14 protein-coding genes and 1 pseudogene are annotated in these 16,783 nt (G+C 68.8%); 7 read left to right on the top strand and 8 right to left on the bottom strand.

Translation table 11 applies throughout. The features are described 5' to 3' along the window. Positions 1-14: 14 nt before the first annotated feature. Entirely contained in the window at positions 15-455 is a 441-nt protein-coding gene (locus ACFYXF_RS46455) for a nuclear transport factor 2 family protein (RefSeq protein ID WP_389359406.1), read from the bottom strand. Positions 456-2,132: 1,677 nt separating this feature from the next. Here ACFYXF_RS46455 and ACFYXF_RS46450 point away from each other — a divergent pair. After that, a complete protein-coding gene (locus tag ACFYXF_RS46450) occupies positions 2,133-3,335 on the top strand; it encodes an aldo/keto reductase (RefSeq protein WP_389359404.1) in 1,203 nt (400 codons plus the stop codon). A gap of 447 nt (positions 3,336-3,782) precedes the next feature. Here ACFYXF_RS46450 and ACFYXF_RS46445 read toward each other — a convergent pair whose 3' ends face one another. Continuing rightward, the gene (locus tag ACFYXF_RS46445; RefSeq protein ID WP_389359402.1) at positions 3,783-4,754 is read right to left on the bottom strand and encodes an aldo/keto reductase; all 972 of its coding nucleotides are present in this window, start codon (positions 4,752-4,754) and stop codon (positions 3,783-3,785) included. Positions 4,755-4,949: 195 nt separating this feature from the next. Here ACFYXF_RS46445 and ACFYXF_RS46440 point away from each other — a divergent pair, with 195 nt between their 5' ends. Both ACFYXF_RS46440 and ACFYXF_RS46435 read left to right on the top strand, forming a co-directional pair. Further along, positions 4,950-5,837 carry a helix-turn-helix transcriptional regulator gene (locus ACFYXF_RS46440; protein ID WP_389359400.1) on the top strand — a complete coding sequence of 296 codons (888 nt, stop codon included), beginning with the start codon at positions 4,950-4,952 and terminating at the stop codon, positions 5,835-5,837. Between the two features lie 214 nt (positions 5,838-6,051). After that, the gene (locus tag ACFYXF_RS46435; protein WP_389359398.1) at positions 6,052-6,951 is read left to right on the top strand and encodes a LamG domain-containing protein; all 900 of its coding nucleotides are present in this window, start codon (positions 6,052-6,054) and stop codon (positions 6,949-6,951) included. Positions 6,952-7,155: 204 nt separating this feature from the next. Here ACFYXF_RS46435 and ACFYXF_RS46430 read toward each other — a convergent pair whose 3' ends face one another. The 3 genes from ACFYXF_RS46430 to ACFYXF_RS46420 are packed head-to-tail and all read right to left on the bottom strand — an operon-like array spanning position 7,156 to position 10,762. Next, positions 7,156-8,475, bottom strand: coding sequence for a UDP-glucose dehydrogenase family protein (locus ACFYXF_RS46430; RefSeq protein ID WP_389359396.1), 1,320 nt, complete (start codon positions 8,473-8,475; stop codon positions 7,156-7,158). Between the two features lie 54 nt (positions 8,476-8,529). Continuing rightward, a complete protein-coding gene (locus tag ACFYXF_RS46425) occupies positions 8,530-8,967 on the bottom strand; it encodes an NUDIX domain-containing protein (RefSeq protein WP_389359394.1) in 438 nt (145 codons plus the stop codon). A gap of 28 nt (positions 8,968-8,995) precedes the next feature. Beyond that, positions 8,996-10,762 (bottom strand): asparagine synthetase B family protein, encoded by a 1,767-nt coding sequence (locus tag ACFYXF_RS46420; RefSeq protein WP_389359392.1) that lies wholly within the window; start codon positions 10,760-10,762, stop codon positions 8,996-8,998. 279 nt (positions 10,763-11,041) lie between these two features. On the opposite strand from ACFYXF_RS46420, the gene ACFYXF_RS46415 reads away from it, so the two are divergent. After that, positions 11,042-12,433: a sporulation protein gene (locus tag ACFYXF_RS46415; RefSeq protein ID WP_389359390.1), complete on the top strand. Its 1,392-nt coding sequence runs from the start codon at positions 11,042-11,044 to the stop codon at positions 12,431-12,433. A gap of 106 nt (positions 12,434-12,539) precedes the next feature. Here the strand turns inward: ACFYXF_RS46415 and ACFYXF_RS46410 are convergent, their stop codons facing one another. Then, positions 12,540-13,928: a hypothetical protein gene (locus ACFYXF_RS46410; protein ID WP_389359388.1), complete on the bottom strand. Its 1,389-nt coding sequence runs from the start codon at positions 13,926-13,928 to the stop codon at positions 12,540-12,542. Positions 13,929-14,200: 272 nt separating this feature from the next. On the opposite strand from ACFYXF_RS46410, the pseudogene ACFYXF_RS46405 reads away from it, so the two are divergent. Then, positions 14,201-14,332: pseudogene (locus ACFYXF_RS46405) on the top strand (UDP pyrophosphate phosphatase); the annotation flags it as partial. Positions 14,333-14,434: 102 nt separating this feature from the next. Further along, the gene (locus ACFYXF_RS46400) at positions 14,435-14,614 is read left to right on the top strand and encodes a hypothetical protein (protein WP_369032603.1); all 180 of its coding nucleotides are present in this window, start codon (positions 14,435-14,437) and stop codon (positions 14,612-14,614) included. A 102-nt stretch (positions 14,615-14,716) separates the two neighbouring features. Here the strand turns inward: ACFYXF_RS46400 and ACFYXF_RS46395 are convergent, their stop codons facing one another. Together ACFYXF_RS46395 and ACFYXF_RS46390 are read right to left on the bottom strand one after the other, a co-directional pair. Then, a complete protein-coding gene (locus ACFYXF_RS46395) occupies positions 14,717-15,460 on the bottom strand; it encodes an SDR family oxidoreductase (RefSeq protein WP_389359386.1) in 744 nt (247 codons plus the stop codon). 49 nt (positions 15,461-15,509) lie between these two features. After that, entirely contained in the window at positions 15,510-16,157 is a 648-nt protein-coding gene (locus ACFYXF_RS46390; RefSeq protein WP_389359384.1) for a DUF4291 domain-containing protein, read from the bottom strand. A gap of 90 nt (positions 16,158-16,247) precedes the next feature. Between ACFYXF_RS46390 and ACFYXF_RS46385 the strand changes: the two genes are divergently transcribed. After that, positions 16,248-16,718, top strand: coding sequence for a nuclear transport factor 2 family protein (locus tag ACFYXF_RS46385; RefSeq protein ID WP_389359382.1), 471 nt, complete (start codon positions 16,248-16,250; stop codon positions 16,716-16,718). Positions 16,719-16,783: the final 65 nt, after the last annotated feature.

The raw sequence follows: 16,783 nt of genomic DNA, 5'->3' as shown, positions 1-16,783 counted from the left end.
CCAGTGCCGTACGGTCAGTTCCCGAACGGCCGCTTGTCGTTGATCGTGAAGTGCGAGATGCGAGTCTTGAACAGCCATCGACCGTCCCGCAGAACGTATTCATCCGTGTACCGAACGCTGCTGTCGGTGATGAATTCCTTGCCGTCCTCCTCGGCGACAAGCTTCACCTGACAGTAGGCGATTCCCGTCGCGGAGTCGCCGTCGACGTCGACAACCTGCTGACCGTTCATGTGGAACAGGCTCTTCACGTTCGCGATAAAGCCACTGAACGTCTTCTCCAGCTCTTCCACACCGGAGATGTCGAACACCAGCTCTTCGCCCATGTACACCTGGACCTTGGTGTCAGGAACGAACAACGCCATCTGGTCCTTGATGCGCCTCTCGTCGCCCAGGTTGGCGAACGTGTCCACCAACTGCTTCAGCTCGGACTTGGCCTCTAGATCTTGCAGCGACATGAGCTCTTCTCTCTTTCTCGCGGACACAAACGTGGCCTCGGCTGACAGAAATCATTCTGAACAGGAAGTTGTGCGACTGGGAGGGTGTACCACTCCCTGTCTCCACACACCCCCTCAAGGGTGACGCGTACCAGCGATGCGAAACGGTGAAGCCTGCGCGCCCACATTCAGTTTCTCCCAGCACTTTGCCAACGTCGTGCGCGGCCGATTCCGAAATCGTCACCCATCGAGGGCCCACCCATAGCAGACAAGCGTCCTGTTCGGGGGAAACATTGGGGGCCCTGTCACTGCCCTGATCAGCGCTCCCTGGCACGACACGGCCTGTCACATGAGGAGACCTTCGAGCAAGGTGGAGTGGCCAGTGTGAAGATCGCGCGTGACCACGGTCAGCGTGCTCTCCGTGATGGGCGCATCGCCCGTCACGCACGGCAGGGGCAGGGCTTTCCCGCTCCGCCTCACCCAAGTCGAATGAACGAGAACGGCCGGAAGGAGGCACGTGCCGCGAGACTGGAAACCCAGGTTCGTGCTCGCCTTGGCCGCCCTCCTGGTAGCTCTACAGTTCATCGGCATGACGGTGCCCAGCATGGCCGGGCGCTCTTCCCGCCCCGACCCGGCGCCCGTGGCATGGTCCACAGGCGTGGACGTCCCGGACCGCGCCGACGAATCCGCCACTTGTGGCCGCACCGCGCAGATCGTGGACCCTGTCTCCTGGCCGGCGGGACGTGACCGCCACCGCCAGGCCGCAGCGCCCTCCGTGGGCGGGGTCCGGGAGTACGAATTCGCCGCTCTGCCCCCAGGCGGCATCGCGGTGTCGCATTTTGCGTCGAGATCCTCAGCCACGCACCCACTGGCGTCACTTCAGGTATTCCGCTGTTGAACCGGATGTGAAAGCCGATCCGACGCTCTCTGCGCCATGGGGTGCTTACTCCCCCATTTTCGGCTCGGCTTCCTTCGGAAGAGCCGGCTGGCGTTGAGACGCCGTCGACGCGCTGACGCGAATTGGCGACCTGGCCGACGCCACTTCCGGTGTGAACCAGCATCCGGCGGAAGGGCTACTGGGCCTGCACTCCGAGCCTCCGGGCGCTCCAGCGGAGCCATGGACCATCGAACGGATCCGCTCACCTTCGCCAAGGCATCGCCGAGTCCTGCACAGATTTTGCCGGTGACGCATACACCACTGGCAACACCACCGCAATGCACCAACAGGGAGAAATGTCGATGAAAAAATCTAGAAAGGCTCGCGCGTGAAGTCAAAACATCCGTCCGACATCACCGTCGTCGAACTCGCGTCGAGGCAGGCATGAGGCTCCGGCCGACTATCCAGTGGCGTGGCGAACTCTCCACGCCCGTAACGGAGTTCATCCGGAAAGGCGGCAAGTCAAGAACGGGGTTGAGGAATTGGGGGGTACTGCCGTTACCCGGCGGAGCGCGCCCTCCCACCCGGACGGGCCCGCTGATTGACTCGGCCTCACCGCCCGGCGCCTACCGAACCGTCGGGACGCCCGTCGCCGGACGAGCACGGGCACCGCCCGGAGTCACGGACGTGCACGGAACGCAGTCGGCCGAATGCCCAGGTATTCGTCTCGGGCGCGCGTCCACTCAGGGCTTCGATTCTCAGCCGCCGACGGTCACCCACCCAGGCGGACACTCAACAGACGACCACGAGGTACATAACGCATGCATCAACAGGACAGCACACCGAACGGCACCCCCACAGACCGCGGCCGTCGCGGCTTCCTCAGCGCTGCCGCACTCGCAGCGACCTCACTGGTGGCCGTGTCGGGGGCAGCCTCCCAGGCATCCGCGGCACCGTCCGCCACAGGGGCCAGGGGCCCGGCAGGCCGCCGTAACCCCGTCACCGCGTCCGTCACGCAGACCGGTCGCCGCAGGCTCGGCTCCCTGAAGGTCTCCAGCATCGGCCTCGGCACCCAGACCATGCCGGGCAACCTCTACGGCCCCGTCACCAGCCGCAAGGACATGGTCACCCTCATCCGGACGGCGGTCGACCAGGGGGTGACGTTCTTCGACACGGCCGAGGCGTACGGGCCGTGGGAGTCGGAGCGGATCGTCGGCGAGGCCCTTCGGCCCGTGCGCGACGACGTGGTGATCGCGTCCAAGTTCGGCTGGGACATCAACCCGGACACCGGCGCCCGCAACGGCCTCAACAGCCGTCCGGAGCACATCCGTCGAGCCGTCGACGGCATGCTGAAGCGGCTGCGGACGGATCACATCGACCTGCTCTACCAGCACCGGGTCGACCCCACCGTCCCGATCGAGGACGTGGCGGACACGGTGAAGGACCTCGTCGCCCAGGGCAAGGTCCTGCACTGGGGCCTGTCCGAGCCGGGCCTGGGGACCGTCCGCCGGGCACACGCGATCCTGCCGCTCACCGCGATCCAGAACGAGTACTCCACCCTGTGGCGCGGCCCGGAACAGGACGTCCTGCCGCTCTGCGAGGAACTCGGCATCGGTTTCGTGTGCTGGGCACCGCTGGGCATGGGCTTCACGACCGGCGCGATGAGCCCGTACTTCCGGTTCACGGCGGACGACCGCCGGCCCGTGTTCCCCCGCAACAGCCAGGACAACCTGGCCGCCAACATGCCCCTGGTCCAGCTGCTCCAGGAGTGGGCCGTACGCAAAGGCGCCACACCCGCCCAGATCGACCTCGCCTGGCTGCTCGCCCAGAAGCCGTGGATCGTGCCCATACCCAGCACCACCCGCCTGTCCCACCTCCTGGAGAACATCGGCGCGGAGGAGGTCAGGTTCACCCCCGCCGAACTCCAGGAACTGAACACCGCCGTCGCCGCCATCACCATCCACGGCGACCGGCTCCCACCGGAGGCCCTCGCGATGACGGGCGTCGAAGCACCGCCCCGCTGACCAACCAGGCGGAGCCGAACAGGACAGGACATCATCGTGCCGCCCGGCCGAACTCCCGTACGTCAAAGGGAGTTCCGGCCGGGACGGCATTCGCCCGGCACTCCTCCTGGCACCGCCGAGCCGCCGCTGCGCACCGCACGTGACACGACGAATCGGCCTTGTGGCCGACACGGCACACACGCGACGGCTGCCCGACAGCGCCCGCCCTACCGACTACTGGTGGGTGCACGCCCCGTACACAGCCAGGATCTCTCCGTCCCTCGGCGGACCAAGCGCGACGCCACGCCAGCCGAGGCCCGCACCCGAGCCCCGGCCGGCCAGATCTGCTGCCCTGCGGACGTCGACGGCGGGGCGGCGAGTGGGCCGGGCGGCGAGAGACCGGGACCCACCTCTGCCGCGCCCCCTGTGTCACGGGCGAGGCAGGGGCGGGTCGGGTCGGGGGGCGAATCAGCGGTTGGACAGCCCCATGGCCGCCTCGTCGAGACGTTCGCCCGACGCCGGAGTGAGGTTGTTCAGCTTCTCGATCTGCGCGGCGGTCAGTTCCACGCCGTCGGCGGCGGTGTTGTCCTCCAGGTGGGCCACCCGCTTGGTGCCGGGGATCGGGGCGATGTCGTCGCCCTGGGCCAGCAGCCAGGCCAGGGCCACCTGCGCCGGGGTGGCACCGGCCTCGTCGGCGACCGCCTTGACCTCGTCGGCGACCCGGAGGTTCTGCTCGAAGTTGCCGGGGAGGAACCGCGGGTTGTTCTTGCGGAAGTCGTCCTCGTCGAGCCAGTCGGTCGAGCGGATCGCCCCGGTCAGGAAGCCATGGCCGAGCGGCGACCAGGGCACGAAGCCGATACCCAGCTCCCGCGTGGTCGGCAGGATCTCCGCCTCCGGGTCGCGCGACCACAGGGAGTACTCGGTCTGCAGCGCCGTGATCGGATGTACGGCATGGGCGCGACGGATGGTGTCGGGCGCGGCCTCGGACAGGCCGATGTGGCGGATCTTGCCCGCCTGGACCAGCTCGGCGAGGGCCCCGACGGTGTCCTCGATGGGCGTGTCCGGGTCGACGCGATGCTGGTAGTACAGGTCGATGTAGTCGGTCTCGAGACGCTTCAGCGAGCCCTCGACCGCGATCCGGATGCTGGCCGGGCTGCTGTCGAGGCCCTCGCCACCGGTGTGCGAGATGAACCCGAACTTCGACGCCACCACCACCTGGTCACGGCGGCCCTTCAGGGCCTTGGCCACGAACTCCTCGTTGGTGAAGGGGCCGTAGACCTCGGCGGTGTCGATATGGTTGACGCCCAGCTCGAGCGCCCGGTGGACGGTGCGGATCCCCTCGGCCTCGTCGGTGTCCTTCCCGGTGTAGAAGGCGTTCATCGGCATCGCGCCGAGGCCGATGCGGGAGACCTCCAGGTCGCCCAGCTTGATGTGCTTCATGCGTGCCGCTCCGTGGATTGCTCGGGTGCCTGCGGGTCTCCCCGCGCGAGAAGCCTGTTCCTCAGTCAGGCCCAGCCTGCTGGCCGGGCTCGCCGCGTGGCAGGGCGGGCTGTGCCGGGGAGCGTTGTTCCGGGGTACGACAGGGCCCCCCAACCGGCTACCGGGCAGTACATGAGGCCCCGCACACTCGAAGACATGACATCTCAGCAGCAGTACGGCACCGAGCTGGGCCGCTTCCTGCGCGCCCGCCGGGCCCGGGTGACCCCCGGGCAGGCCGGCCTGCCCGCCGGCGCCGGTCTGCGCCGTACCCCCGGCCTGCGCCGAGAGGAGCTGGCCATGCTGGCCGGCATCAGCATCGACTACTACATCCGGCTGGAGCGCGGCAAGGAGACCCGGCCCAGCCCCTCCGTCGTCGAGTCGCTCTCCCGTGCGCTCCTGCTGGAACCGGACGAGGCCGAGCACCTGCGCACCCTGGCCGCCGTCGCCGCCCGGACGGTACCGGAGCCTCCGGCCGCACCGAGCCGGACCGTACGGCCCGGGGTCAAGCTCCTGCTGGAGAATCTGCGGCCGGCCCCCGCGTACGTCGTCAGCCGGACGAACGACCTGCTCGCCGCGAACCCGGCCGGGCTCAGGCTCCTCGCCGGGATCGAGGAGTGGCCGGCCAAAGACCGCAACATCGCCCGCTTCGTCTTCCTGCACCCCGCCGCCCACAGTCTGTTCGCCGACTGGGACGCCCAGGTGCGGGGCTGCGTCGCCCACCTCCGCGCGCTGGCCGGCACCGACCCCGACGCCCCCGACCTGACCCGGCTGGTCGGTGAACTCCTGCTGAAGAGCCCTGAGTTCGCCCGCCTGTGGAAGCGCTACGACGTCAAGAACCGCTCGTACGGCACGAAGTCCTTCCACCACCCCGAGGTAGGCGACCTCACCCTCGGCTACCAGTCTCTGCAGTTGGAAGGCACCCCCGGCCACCACCTGCTCGCGTACAGCGCTGAGCCCGGCACCCCCGACCACGACGCGATCGCCCTCCTCGACCTCCTGGGCCACCACCCCGCCTCCACAGACCCGTCGCGCCCTCCGGCCTGATGTACGTCCGCCCACCGAACTGCGAGCAGGTACCCCGACCAGGGCAAATGGAGAAGCACAACCTCGGCGAAGATCAACGACGCTCGTTTTCGCTACAAGTTCCGAAATTATTCGTGACGGGTCCGCCACGCCGACGAAATACGTACTTCATAGCGTCACCATCAGCCGCATAGGCACCATCGCACCCATCAACGGCACCGACACCTACGTCAAGATGCCGGACAACATCATGACCGGGCTGAACTCGATCAGCGTCGACTTCGACGTGTGGATCGACCCCGCCATGGGCACGCCGTACTTCTTCTACGGCCTCGGCAACAGCAGCGGTGCCAACGGCAACGGCTACCTGTTCACCACCGGCAACACCTTCCGCACCTCACTCTCCCTGACCGACTACACCGCCAAACAGGACATCCAGCCCTCGGGCGCCGCCTACGAACTCCCGCGCAGCGCCTGGGAGCACGTGACGTACACCCAGACAGGCACCACCGGGATCCTGTACGAGAACGGCGTGGAGAAAGCCCGCAACACCAACGTCACCATCACCCCCGGCGCGATCGGCGGCGGGACAACGACCGCGGACTACATCGGCCGCTCGCTCTACGCCAACGACAAGTACTTCACGGGCCGGATACGGGACTTCCGCGTCTACGACCACGCCCTGACCCTGACCGAGGTCCAGGACAGGGCCAACGAGCCCGCGAAGCACTGGGAGCAACTGCAGGAGCTGGCCAACTACAACTGCGCGCTCGCGTATTTCAATGACCCCAACATCGGGCCGGTGATCACCTTCCCGTCGGACTACGCCGGAGACCTCGACAACCTGCAGACTCGGACCGACTGGACCGACTCCACCGGGCAGACACCGACAAGCTGGCCCACCCCCACCACCGCGAAGAGCCCGCTCTTCACCGCCGCCCAGGTCAAGAAGATCACTGATGCGGCCTACGAGCAGATCGCGCCCGACGCCGACGAGACATACAGGGTGTCGGTCAGCTACGACGGGAGCGACCGGATGGTGGTGGTCACCGACGCTCCGGCCTCGGTCACCGATCCGCTGCTGAACACCTATCCCGGCCAGATCACCCTCCAGGCACCCCAGCCTGACAGGTGATCCAGATCGGCTGAGGTCAGTGAGGGGCCCGGTCATCCGGGCCCCTCACCGCGGTTGGAAGGCGGCGTCCCACGATGTGCAACACCGTTGCCCTCAGGCGTTGGAGGCCGGTGGTGTCTGGTCACCGAGCGCCAGCACAGAAGTGTCCTCGCTGGATGTGGTGGGACGTGTGAGGGCAACAGCTCAGCGTTTTGCGTCCCGGCGTCAGAGGCGGCCCAGGGCGCGGACGGACCAGCCTGCTGCCCGCCAACGGTCGGAGTCGAGGGTGCCCCGGCCGTCGATCACCTTCGGGCTCGCCGCTCGGGCGGCGAGCCGGTCGGGGTCGATGCGGCTGAACTGCGCCCACTCGGTCAGGTGCAGCAGCAGATCGGCGTCCTGGACGGCGGCGATCGGATCGTCGACGTAGTCGAGTTCGGGGTGGAGCTTGCGGGCGTTGTCGAGGGCCTTGGGGTCGGTGACGGTGACCGTGGCGCCGAGTTCGTGGAGTTTGTGGGCGACGGCGAGTGCGGGTGAGTCGCGGATGTCGTCGGTCTCGGGTTTGAAGGCGGCGCCCCAGACGGTGATCCGTTTGCCGGTGAGGTCGCCGTCGCACTGTTCGCGGGCCAGGTCGACCATGCGCTCGCGGCGGCGGCTGTTGATCGCGTCGACCTCGCGCAGGATGGTCAGGGCCTGGTCGACGCCGAGTTCGCCGGCGCGTGCCATGAAGCCGCGGAGGTCCTTGGGCAGGCAGCCGCCGCCGAAGCCGAGGCCGGGCCGCATGCCGCGGCGGCCGATGCGGGCGTCGTGGCCGAGGATGTCGGCAAGTTGGCCGACGTCGGCGCCGGAGGCTTCGCAGACCTCGGCCATCGCGTTGATGAACGAGATCTTCGTGGCGAGGAAGGCGTTCGCGGAGGCCTTCGCGAGTTCGGCGGTGGCCCAGTCAGTGACGATCGTCGGTGTCCCGGACTCGATGATCTCCTCGAAGCACTGGCGCAGCAGCGCCTCGGCCCAGGAGTGCTCGGCGTCGAAGCCGAGGACGAGCCGGTCCGGGGTGAGGGTGTCCTCGACGGCGAAGGACTCGCGCAGGAATTCCGGGTTCCAGGCGACCTCGACCGAATCCCCTGCGGGTGCGTAGGTGTGAAGCAGTTCGCGGACGCGGGGTGCGGTGCCGACCGGGACGGTGGACTTGACGGCGACCACGGCCGGCCCACGGAGGCGCGGTGCGAGCTGGCGTACAGCGTTGAACAGGTGGGTGAGGTCGTAGGCCATCTCGCCGGGCTGCTGCGGGGTGCCGACGCCGATGAAGTGCAGTTCGGCGAATGCGGCGGCCTCCGCGTACGAGGCGGTGAACCGCAACCGGCCGCTCGTGGTGTGCTTGGCCAGCAGGTCGTCGAGGTCGCGTTCGTGGAACGGGGCCTTGCCGGAGTTGAGGATCGCGACCTTGTCCATGTCGCAGTCCATACCGAGGACTTCGTGGCCGAGTTCGGCCATGCAGGCCGCGTGGGTGGCGCCGAGATATCCGCAGCCGATGACGGTGAGCTTCATAAGCGTGTCCTTCCTGGTGGGGGCCGCCGCCCGGCGGCCCCGTGCAGGACACGGTCAGGCGGGCCGGGTGGCCAGATGGCGGTGGATCCCGTCCCTGATGAACGGCGGGATCGTGAGGATGTCGAGGTGTTCTGGGGCGAAGAACTGGAGCTTGACGCCCTCGGCCAGCGGCAGGACGGTCTCGTCGCCGTCCCAGGTGCCGCAGAAGAAGGTGATCAACTGTCCGGAGCCGTGTTCGTCGCGGATCTCGAAGAGCGCGGTGAGGCCGGTGACGGCCAGGCCGGCTTCTTCGTCGAGCTCGCGGACGATTGCCTCGCGCGGGTCTTCGCCGGGGTCACAGCCGCCGCCCAGGACCGACCAGTGGTTCGGCCAGGCGATAACGCCCGGCAGGTCGTCCCGCAGATGGAGGAGGAGTTCTCCGCGACCGTTGGTGATGATCGCGACCGCGCCGCGGGCGGTGGCCGGGACTTCGGCGGTGGTGTCCTGGTGCATCCCGACACCGTAGTAAGGGAGTTGCAGATCATGCGGCAGCCCTCACCGTCTGGTCGTGAAACCAGGCCGACGCCATCAAGGCCTGCATCCGTGTGCGGTCGAACCGGCCTCCCTGCTTGAGGCCGCCCTCCAGCAAGGGCCGCCATGAGGCCGGGGCCTCGGCGAGGGCGGTGTGGATCTGGGCGTCGGCCCAGGCCGCGAGGGGGCCGTTCAGCCAGGTGGGGACCGGGCTGGCGAAGCCGAGCTTGTCCCGGCTGCCCCAGACCTCGCGGGGAAGCCCGAGGGCCTTCGCCGCGTCCCGCAGGATCCGCTTGCCCTCGGCGGAGTGGCAGATCTTGTACTCCGCGGGCAGCCGGTAGGACAGCTCTACCAACTCCCGGGCCAGATAGGGGGACCGACGTTCCAACGCAAAGGCAGAGGCCAGCTTGTCGCTGGTCATCACCAGCGGACGCCAGGCCGTCGCCAGGTCCGCGAGGGTGAGCGCGCGGGTCGGATCAACATCGGTGCGGCCCATCACGCTCGCGATCAGGTCCCGGATTCGCCCGTCGGGGTCGGGGCCGCGCAGGACAAGCCGGGTGAGCGCCTCCGCCGGATCAAGGTTCTCCCCGGCGGTGTGCATGAGCTTGGCGGCCAGTGGCCGGTAGGCGTCCATCCCGGCGTTCAGCACGGCGTCGGGGCCGAAGAGGACCAGGGCGTGACGGACGTAGCCCATGAGGAATTCGTCCGGGCCCAGCCCGCCGACCACGACCCGCAGGCCGAGGTCTGCGACCTTCCGGTAGGCCATGTATTCGGAGAACGTGGACGCGTTGCCCATCGGGTAGTCGAGCGCGCCCATCATGTGCGGCAGGGCCTTGGTGAAGTCGAGGTGATCCGGCTCGACGACGACCAGCTCTGCGCCGGTGTCCCGGGCGATCGTCGTGGCGATCTGCGACTCGTCCAGCCGGTCCTGGCCCGGGTAGCTGACGGTGATGCAGACCGGCGGCCGCAGCAGGTGGGCCAGCACCGACGAGTCCAGTCCCCCGGACAGTAAGAGCGCGAAGTCGCAGGACGGGGCCCTGAGCGGGACCTGCTCGGCGAGGACGACGGAGAAGTCGGCCAGGGCCTCGGCGTAGGTGCCGGCGAAGGGCTGCCGGTCGGTTAGCGACCACCAAGTGTGCTGGTCGAGGGAACCGGTGGCAACGTCGAAGGCCAACAGAGTTGCAGGGGACAGCAGTTGGATGCCCTGGAAGGGAGTGTCGACGCCGACCGGCGTCTCCAGCGCCATCTCCTCCGGCCGCAAGACCAGCGGGGCCGGTCCGTAACCGGTCAGGGTGGTGACCTCGGAGGCGAACGCGAGCCGACCGCCGTCCAGACGCCAGTAGAGCGGCTTCTCACCGAGCCGGTCCCGCGCGAGGAACAGCTTCCCGACCCGGGGGTCGTAGACCGCGAGGGCGAACATGCCGTCCAGCCCGTCCAGGCAGGACGGCCCGATCTTCGCCCAGGCCCGCAGCACGAAGTGCGCGTCCGTCTCCCGGGCGGCAAGCGGGATGCCCCAAGCACTCGCCTGTTGACGGTAGTTGTAGACCTCGCCGTTGAAGGCCAGCAGTACGCCGCTGGCGCGGTCGAGATAGGGGCCGGGCACCGCCTGCGGGTCGACAATCAGCAGCGTGTTCATGGCCAGCACCGCCCGCCCGTCTGATGACGCTGCGTGCATGGTGCCGTCCGGACCACGGTGGGCTTGCGAGGCACCCATGGCGCCCACCGTGTGCTCGTGGCGGACGGCGTCGGCTCCGGCCAGTCCTGCGATTCCGCACATTTCTGAGTCACCCCCGGGTGTGGTGATGCCTTGACGGAAGCCGCCGCCGGAAGGAGATCGGTCCAGTTCCGGCGGCGGCCTGGACCCTCATCACAGCCGCCGGAAAGACGTACCGGGAGGGCTCGCAAGGGGGCTCACAACTCGCAGACACGGTTCACCCGGCAGCCAGAGGCAATACCCTCAGTGACCCAACACGCGGAATGCGTAAGGTTCTTCGCGCTCAGCCATCTGTTCGAGCGGACCTGACTCGTGTTCCCGTCACCGGCAAGGGAGAAGGTCGTGGCATCGACCGTCCGCCGGCCCCGTCCGCCCAACACGGACCTGGCCCGGCTCATCGAGGCCTGCGGCGCGAGCCACAAGTCCCTGGCTCTGCGCGTCAACCAGCTCGCCCACGGCTCCGGAATAGAGACGGACTACTCGCACACGTCCGTGGCGAACTGGTGCCGCCGCGGCATGACGCCGAAGTGGCCGGTCCCGAAACTCCTGGCACAGGCCATCGGCGAGCGACTGGGACGGCCCGTCGACCTGGGCGACATCGGTATGGGCGAGGCAGAGACAATCGACGCCTCGGTGGGGTTGGATTTCCCCAGGGACCCCGCCGACGCCGTCCGCGTCGCCACCATGTTCTGGAGCTCTGTGAACCGCCGCGACTTCCTGGCCGGATCCGGCTTCGCCGCCTCCGCGTTCACCACGCCCGTCACCCGATGGCTCGTCACCCCCGCCGACGAGACCGCCGATCACAGCGGCGGAAAGCAGGTCGGCCGGGCCGACCTCGACGAACTGCGCGAGGCCGCCGACGACGCCCGCCGCTGGGACTCCAAGTACGGCGGCGGGAACTGGAAGGCCAACTCGGTCACCGACTGCCTCGACCACCGGGCCGCCCCGCTCCTTCAGGGCACCTTCTCCGACGAGATCGGCCGCGAACTCTTCTCCGTCACCGCCGAGTTGTCCCGGCTGGCCGGATGGACAGCATTCGATGTCGGCCAGCACGAAGCCGCCCAGCGGCACTTCATCCAGGCCCTGCGCCTCGCCCGCGCCGGCGGCGACGTACAGCTCGGCTGCTACGTACTCACCACCATGGCCATGCAGACCCTGATGCGCGGCTTTGCCTCCGAAGCCATCGACATGACCCAGGGCGCCTACAACCGCGCCAAGGGCCAGGCCGCACCAAGAGTGCTGGCGTTCACCAAGCTGATCGAAGCCCGCGCCCACGCCCGCGGGAACGACCCCCGGGCCGCCTCACGAGCCCTGGCGGCCTCCGAGGACCTGCTGGGCCAGGCGAAGACCGACAGCGGTGACGAGCCCGCGTGGATCGACTTCTACACGCACTCCCGCCTGTCCGCCGACGCCGCCGAGGTCTTCCGGGACCTGAAGAACCCCAAGGCAGCCCTCGCCTGGAACAGACAAGCCGCCGCCATGCCGTCCGGCGCCTTCACCCGCTCCGTCGGCATGCGCCTCGCCATCGTCGCAACCGCCCACCTCCAGACCCGCGACCTCGACCACGGCCTCGAACTCGGCCACCGGTCCGTCGACATCCTCGCCCGCGTCCAGTCCGCCCGCGCCAAGGACTACGTCCGCGAGTTCAACACCGCCCTCGCGCCCTGGCGGCGCGAACCCGCAGTGCGCGAGTTCGTCCAGCGGACCCGCAAGGAACTCGGCGTCGCCGCCTGAGCTGGGTGAAAGACCGAAGGGCCCACAGCGCAGAGCCGATCTCCAGGGCGTGCAAGGCGAACAGCCTACGAGCGGATGGTCACCGGTGCCATTGCCAGTGGACGGCTCAGTCAAAGACGTCGTTGGTCGTTTTCACCCCGGCTTCATCCACCCACTGCTGAACTCGCGTCCCATAGCGCTGGGACATCCAGTATCGAGTCCGGATGACGCCGTCGGAATCGATCTGCAGCGTCTCCGAGAATCCGAAGTACTGGATCAACCCGGGGGTGAGGACCGAGGTGGCTGCCACGAGGGGGGTTCCGTCTTCAGCGAGGTCGTCCGGGGCAAACGTCCCTGTGGCAACAGGCCGTGTGATCACAAGCTGACGGCCCAGTGGAGTGGGAGATCCTCCGAGGCTCCAAAGCTGGACGAGACCTGCGGGATTGTCGTACGAGACAGGCCAGATACTCGCTCGAACTGCGGCATGGCCGCCTGCCGCCGCTCGGCCCCGGGCATGGCGCGCGAGGAATCGCAGACCCGACCAGACTCTGAGGGCAAGGTCCTCATCGTCGACAAGGCTGAGAGCCTGTACAAGCTGATCCTGCTGGGCCGGGAAATCCATCAGGACTGCGAACACACCGGCCCCGCTCTGATGCAGTTCGCAGGCAAGGTAAGCAGCCCCTGCCGGGGTGTGATCGCCATGAGGGACAAGACGCCGACTACAGACCAATGCCTTCTGGAAGTGGACGCCACGTGGGATGATCAGAGGGTCCTTGTTCGAGGCGCAGGACCGCCCGCGCGGGGGCGCCTGCCGCCGCGTGGGCGTGCGCGGCCTCCGCGGCCTCCTCGTGGGCCTCCCGGCGAGTCGGCAGCCCTCCCGGTAGGCACGCACGGCCTCCGAAGCGTCCCCCACCTGTCCGCGGTCGGCGAGAGCGTGACCCAACTCGCTGAGCCTGCCAGCCCGTTCGGGAGCGTCGGGTGCAGTGGCGCGGACGGCACGGCGCAGTGTCCCTATCGCCTCGTCGAGCGGCGCGCGCTGCCCGGTCCGCCGCGCCGAGGCACGCCGTGCCGCGGCGCGGTTGGTCAACACCGCGGCCGTGTACGGCGACTCCTCGCCGACCGTCCGCCGGACCTGCTCGTGGACCTCCACCGACCGCTCCAAGGAGGCGCGGTCCCCGGCCAGTTCGGCGTGCAGCCGCAGCGCCGCGGCGAGGTTGCCCCGGCGCAGGGGCAGATCGGGCGAGCCGTCGCCGGTCAGGGCGACGGCCCGCTCGTGCAGCCCGACCGCCCGGTGCGCCTCGGCCGCGTCGTCGAGACGGCGGGCGCTCAGCCGCAGACTCGTCCCCCACTGATCCAGGTACAGCGCCTCGTCGTCCCGTTCGGGGCCCGGCGCGGTCGCCGCCCGCTCGTGGGCGCGCACCGCCTCCCGCAGCCCCAGCTGGTCACCTCCCGCCGTCCCCTTCCGGAGGTCCCCGCGACCACGTACGCCGGGAAGCGGCTGTACCTGCTTCGTCACGGCGGCAAGGAGTGACTGGACGAAGATCGACACAGTCGCATCGCCGTGGAGACCCGCATGGGCCACGAAGTCGCCGGCTGAAAGGTCTCTACTCGCACGTCACCCTGACCATGGAGCAGGAGATTGCCGATTCGCTGCAAACCAGGTGGCTGCGCTTCGTGGCCAGCGAGGGAGAGCACTGGAAAGTATCATCTCCCACTGCTCTCGCATTCGATCTTGAGGACTGATGGAAAACAGCAGGTCAAAGCCGCTCAGGCTATCTACGCTTGAACCCGTTCATGAAGTTCATTTCGACGAAGTCGTTCATGCCCTTCGTCTACTACCGCATCGCCCTCGGCATCGTGATCATCGCCCTGGTGGCGACGGGCGCGCTGAGCCCGCACGCGGCGGAGTCGTCGGGCTGAGTCCGTACGATCCGTACGACTCCGGCGACCGTGACCAACCGCATACCGATCGAGTAGCCATCCGGTAGCGCAGTGTCAGTCCTTGCCCCTACGCTGGTGCGCATGTCCCCCGACTCCCTGACCCCTGGTTCCGTGCGGTCCGCTGCCGCGCTGAACGAGCAGATCCGTGCGCTCTGGCTCCGCGCCGGAGGTTCCCTCTCGGCCCAAGAGCGGGAGGAGTACGAGCTGTTGGTGGTCAGGTGGGCCGCGGCGATACGCGGCGAGGTCATCGAGGCGGCGTGACCGCCGGGGCGGACGCCAGAAGGCCGGGACGCCCTGCCCGACAGGCTCGTATGCAACCCCCGACGGTGACGCTGAGTCACTCCCCGCCCTGCTCAGCCGGCGTCACCGCCCGCCCGACACCCGCAGCACCGCACCCGTCGCGTAGGAGGCCTCCGCCGACATCAACCAGGCGACGGCGGCCGCGACTTCCTCGGCCAGTCCCGCCCGGCGGAGCGGAATCGTCGAGGCCGCGCGTTTCGCCCGCTCCGGGTCGCCCATCGCCGCGTGGATCTCGGTGTCGATGACGCCCGGGGCCACCGCGTTGACGCGAATGCCGTCCGGGCCGAGCTCCTTCGCCAGACCCACGGTCAGCGCGTCGACGGCCGCCTTGGTCGCCGCGTAGTGGACGTACTCGCCGGGGGCACCGAGGGTGGCCGCCGCCGAGGACACGTTCACGATCACGCCGGTCCCCCGCGCCGTCATGGACCTCGCGGCCCGACGCGAACACAGCAGCGTACCCAGCAGGTTGACCTCCACCACGCGCCGCAGATCGGCGGGATCCGCGTCGGCGAGCCTGCCCAACGGGCCAGTCACCCCGGCGTTGTTCACGAGCCCCGTGACCGGTCCGAACCGCTCCTCGACGGTGTCGAACAACCGCTCCACATCAGCCTCGACGGAGGTGTCCACCGCGACGGTCACACAGCGCACCCCGGCCGCCCGCACCCCCTCGGCGACCGACTCGGCGGCCCGGGCGTCCCGCACGTACCCCACGGCGACGTCGTGCCCGTCCGCCGCGAGCCGCAGACAGGTCGCGGCACCGATCCCCCGACTGCCACCGGTGACCACCGTGACGAGCGACCCGTTCAAGGACGTACCTCCTTCTTCCGCAATGGGCGATGAGCGATGAGCGACGGGTCTACGGTCGCAGGTGCGCGAGCACGTCCGCGTCCAGCGGATAGGGCCGCTCCACCGGCAACAGCCCGGCCGCGCGATCCAGTTGCCCCACCCGTACGAGCCCATGAATCTCGGCGGCGAGTGCCGTCACATCCTCGATCCCGACGATCCACTCGTCGGCGTACCGCGCCGCCGCCTCCCCCGAGAGCCCCAACTGCAAGGACCGGTACGGCAGCGGGTTGAGCCGGAGATCCCGCTCGGGGTCCCACTGCACCCGCGCCGAGGCCCGCCTCAGCTGCCGCTTCCAGGAGGCATGGTCCTCGTGCAGGTCGGCGACGTAGTGCGAGAGACACGCGTTCCGCAGCGCCCAGACGAACCCCTCCCGGCTGATCTCGACGGCCAGCACGGTCTCCTGCCCCTCCTTCGTGCCCCAGCCGCAGCGGTACATCATCCAGGTGAAGGACGGCTTGATCCATGTCATCCGGTCCCGCTTCCACGCCCCCGGAAACCGGCCGTCGCGTGCCGCGGCGAGCCCGATCTCCGGGCGGTAGGCCTGATAGACGGTCACCGTGGACGCCGTATGACGGGCGCGTACGCGGAACCTGGGTTCCCGTTCGTCGGAGGCGACGGATTCCTGTTCGTCGGAAAATTCGACTGTCTGATCATTCACGTGACCAGCTTCGGAGGCGGACACGCCCGTCGGCCACCGAATATCCACGATGCTCTTGGCTCCGCCCTCCCCGTGCCCAACACTGAGCCGATGACGCAGCGTGTGGAGCTAGCGACCGTGATGGACCGGCTCTCCCTGGACGGACTCGTCACCGAGTACGCGGTGGCGGTGGACGACGGTGACTGGGAGGCGTACGTGGGACTGTTCGCGCCGGACGGGCGGGCGGACTACCGCTCGGCCGGCGGTATCGAGGGCGAGGCCCGGCAGGTCGCCGGGTGGCTCGCGCAGAGCATGGAACTGTTCCCGATGCGGCAGCATCTGATCGTCAACCGCCGGGTCGGCTTCGGCCTCCTGGAGCAGGACACCGGCGACACGGCCCGGGTCCAGGCCGACTACATCAACCCCATGCGCCTCGCGGACCGTGACGGCGAAACCGGCTCCACCGCACCCGACTTCGTCTGCGGCGGCCGGTACTCCTTCGGGCTGATCCGTACGCGGGACGGCTGGCGGCTGCGTGAGGTGGTCGTCCAGGAGAAGTGGCGGCGCACGCCGAAGCACTGACCGACCGGCCCCGTTCGCCTCCCCCGGGCGACCTCCCGTACGCCAATACGAGGAATCCGCCGCTC

It is taken from the genome of Streptomyces sp. NPDC002680 (assembly GCF_042889145.1).
GTDB classification, from domain to species: Bacteria; Actinomycetota; Actinomycetes; order Streptomycetales; family Streptomycetaceae; genus Streptomyces; species Streptomyces adonidis.
The sequence above is the reverse complement of the archived record's forward strand: the minus strand, read 5'-3'. Positions and strand labels throughout refer to the sequence as shown.

What these genes read in the sequence shown, in the direction of transcription:
- ACFYXF_RS46455 (WP_389359406.1), bottom strand. Translation starts at nt 455, where the DNA reads ATGTCGCTGCAAGATCTAGAGGCCAAGTCCGAGCTGAAGCAGTTGGTG.
- ACFYXF_RS46450 (WP_389359404.1), top strand. Translation starts at nt 2,133, where the DNA reads ATGCATCAACAGGACAGCACACCGAACGGCACCCCCACAGACCGCGGC.
- ACFYXF_RS46445 (WP_389359402.1), bottom strand. Translation starts at nt 4,754, where the DNA reads ATGAAGCACATCAAGCTGGGCGACCTGGAGGTCTCCCGCATCGGCCTC.
- ACFYXF_RS46440 (WP_389359400.1), top strand. Translation starts at nt 4,950, where the DNA reads ATGACATCTCAGCAGCAGTACGGCACCGAGCTGGGCCGCTTCCTGCGC.
- ACFYXF_RS46435 (WP_389359398.1), top strand. Translation starts at nt 6,052, where the DNA reads ATGCCGGACAACATCATGACCGGGCTGAACTCGATCAGCGTCGACTTC.
- ACFYXF_RS46430 (WP_389359396.1), bottom strand. Translation starts at nt 8,475, where the DNA reads ATGAAGCTCACCGTCATCGGCTGCGGATATCTCGGCGCCACCCACGCG.
- ACFYXF_RS46425 (WP_389359394.1), bottom strand. Translation starts at nt 8,967, where the DNA reads ATGCACCAGGACACCACCGCCGAAGTCCCGGCCACCGCCCGCGGCGCG.
- ACFYXF_RS46420 (WP_389359392.1), bottom strand. Translation starts at nt 10,762, where the DNA reads ATGTGCGGAATCGCAGGACTGGCCGGAGCCGACGCCGTCCGCCACGAG.
- ACFYXF_RS46400 (WP_369032603.1), top strand. Translation starts at nt 14,435, where the DNA reads ATGTCCCCCGACTCCCTGACCCCTGGTTCCGTGCGGTCCGCTGCCGCG.
- ACFYXF_RS46385 (WP_389359382.1), top strand. Translation starts at nt 16,248, where the DNA reads ATGACGCAGCGTGTGGAGCTAGCGACCGTGATGGACCGGCTCTCCCTG.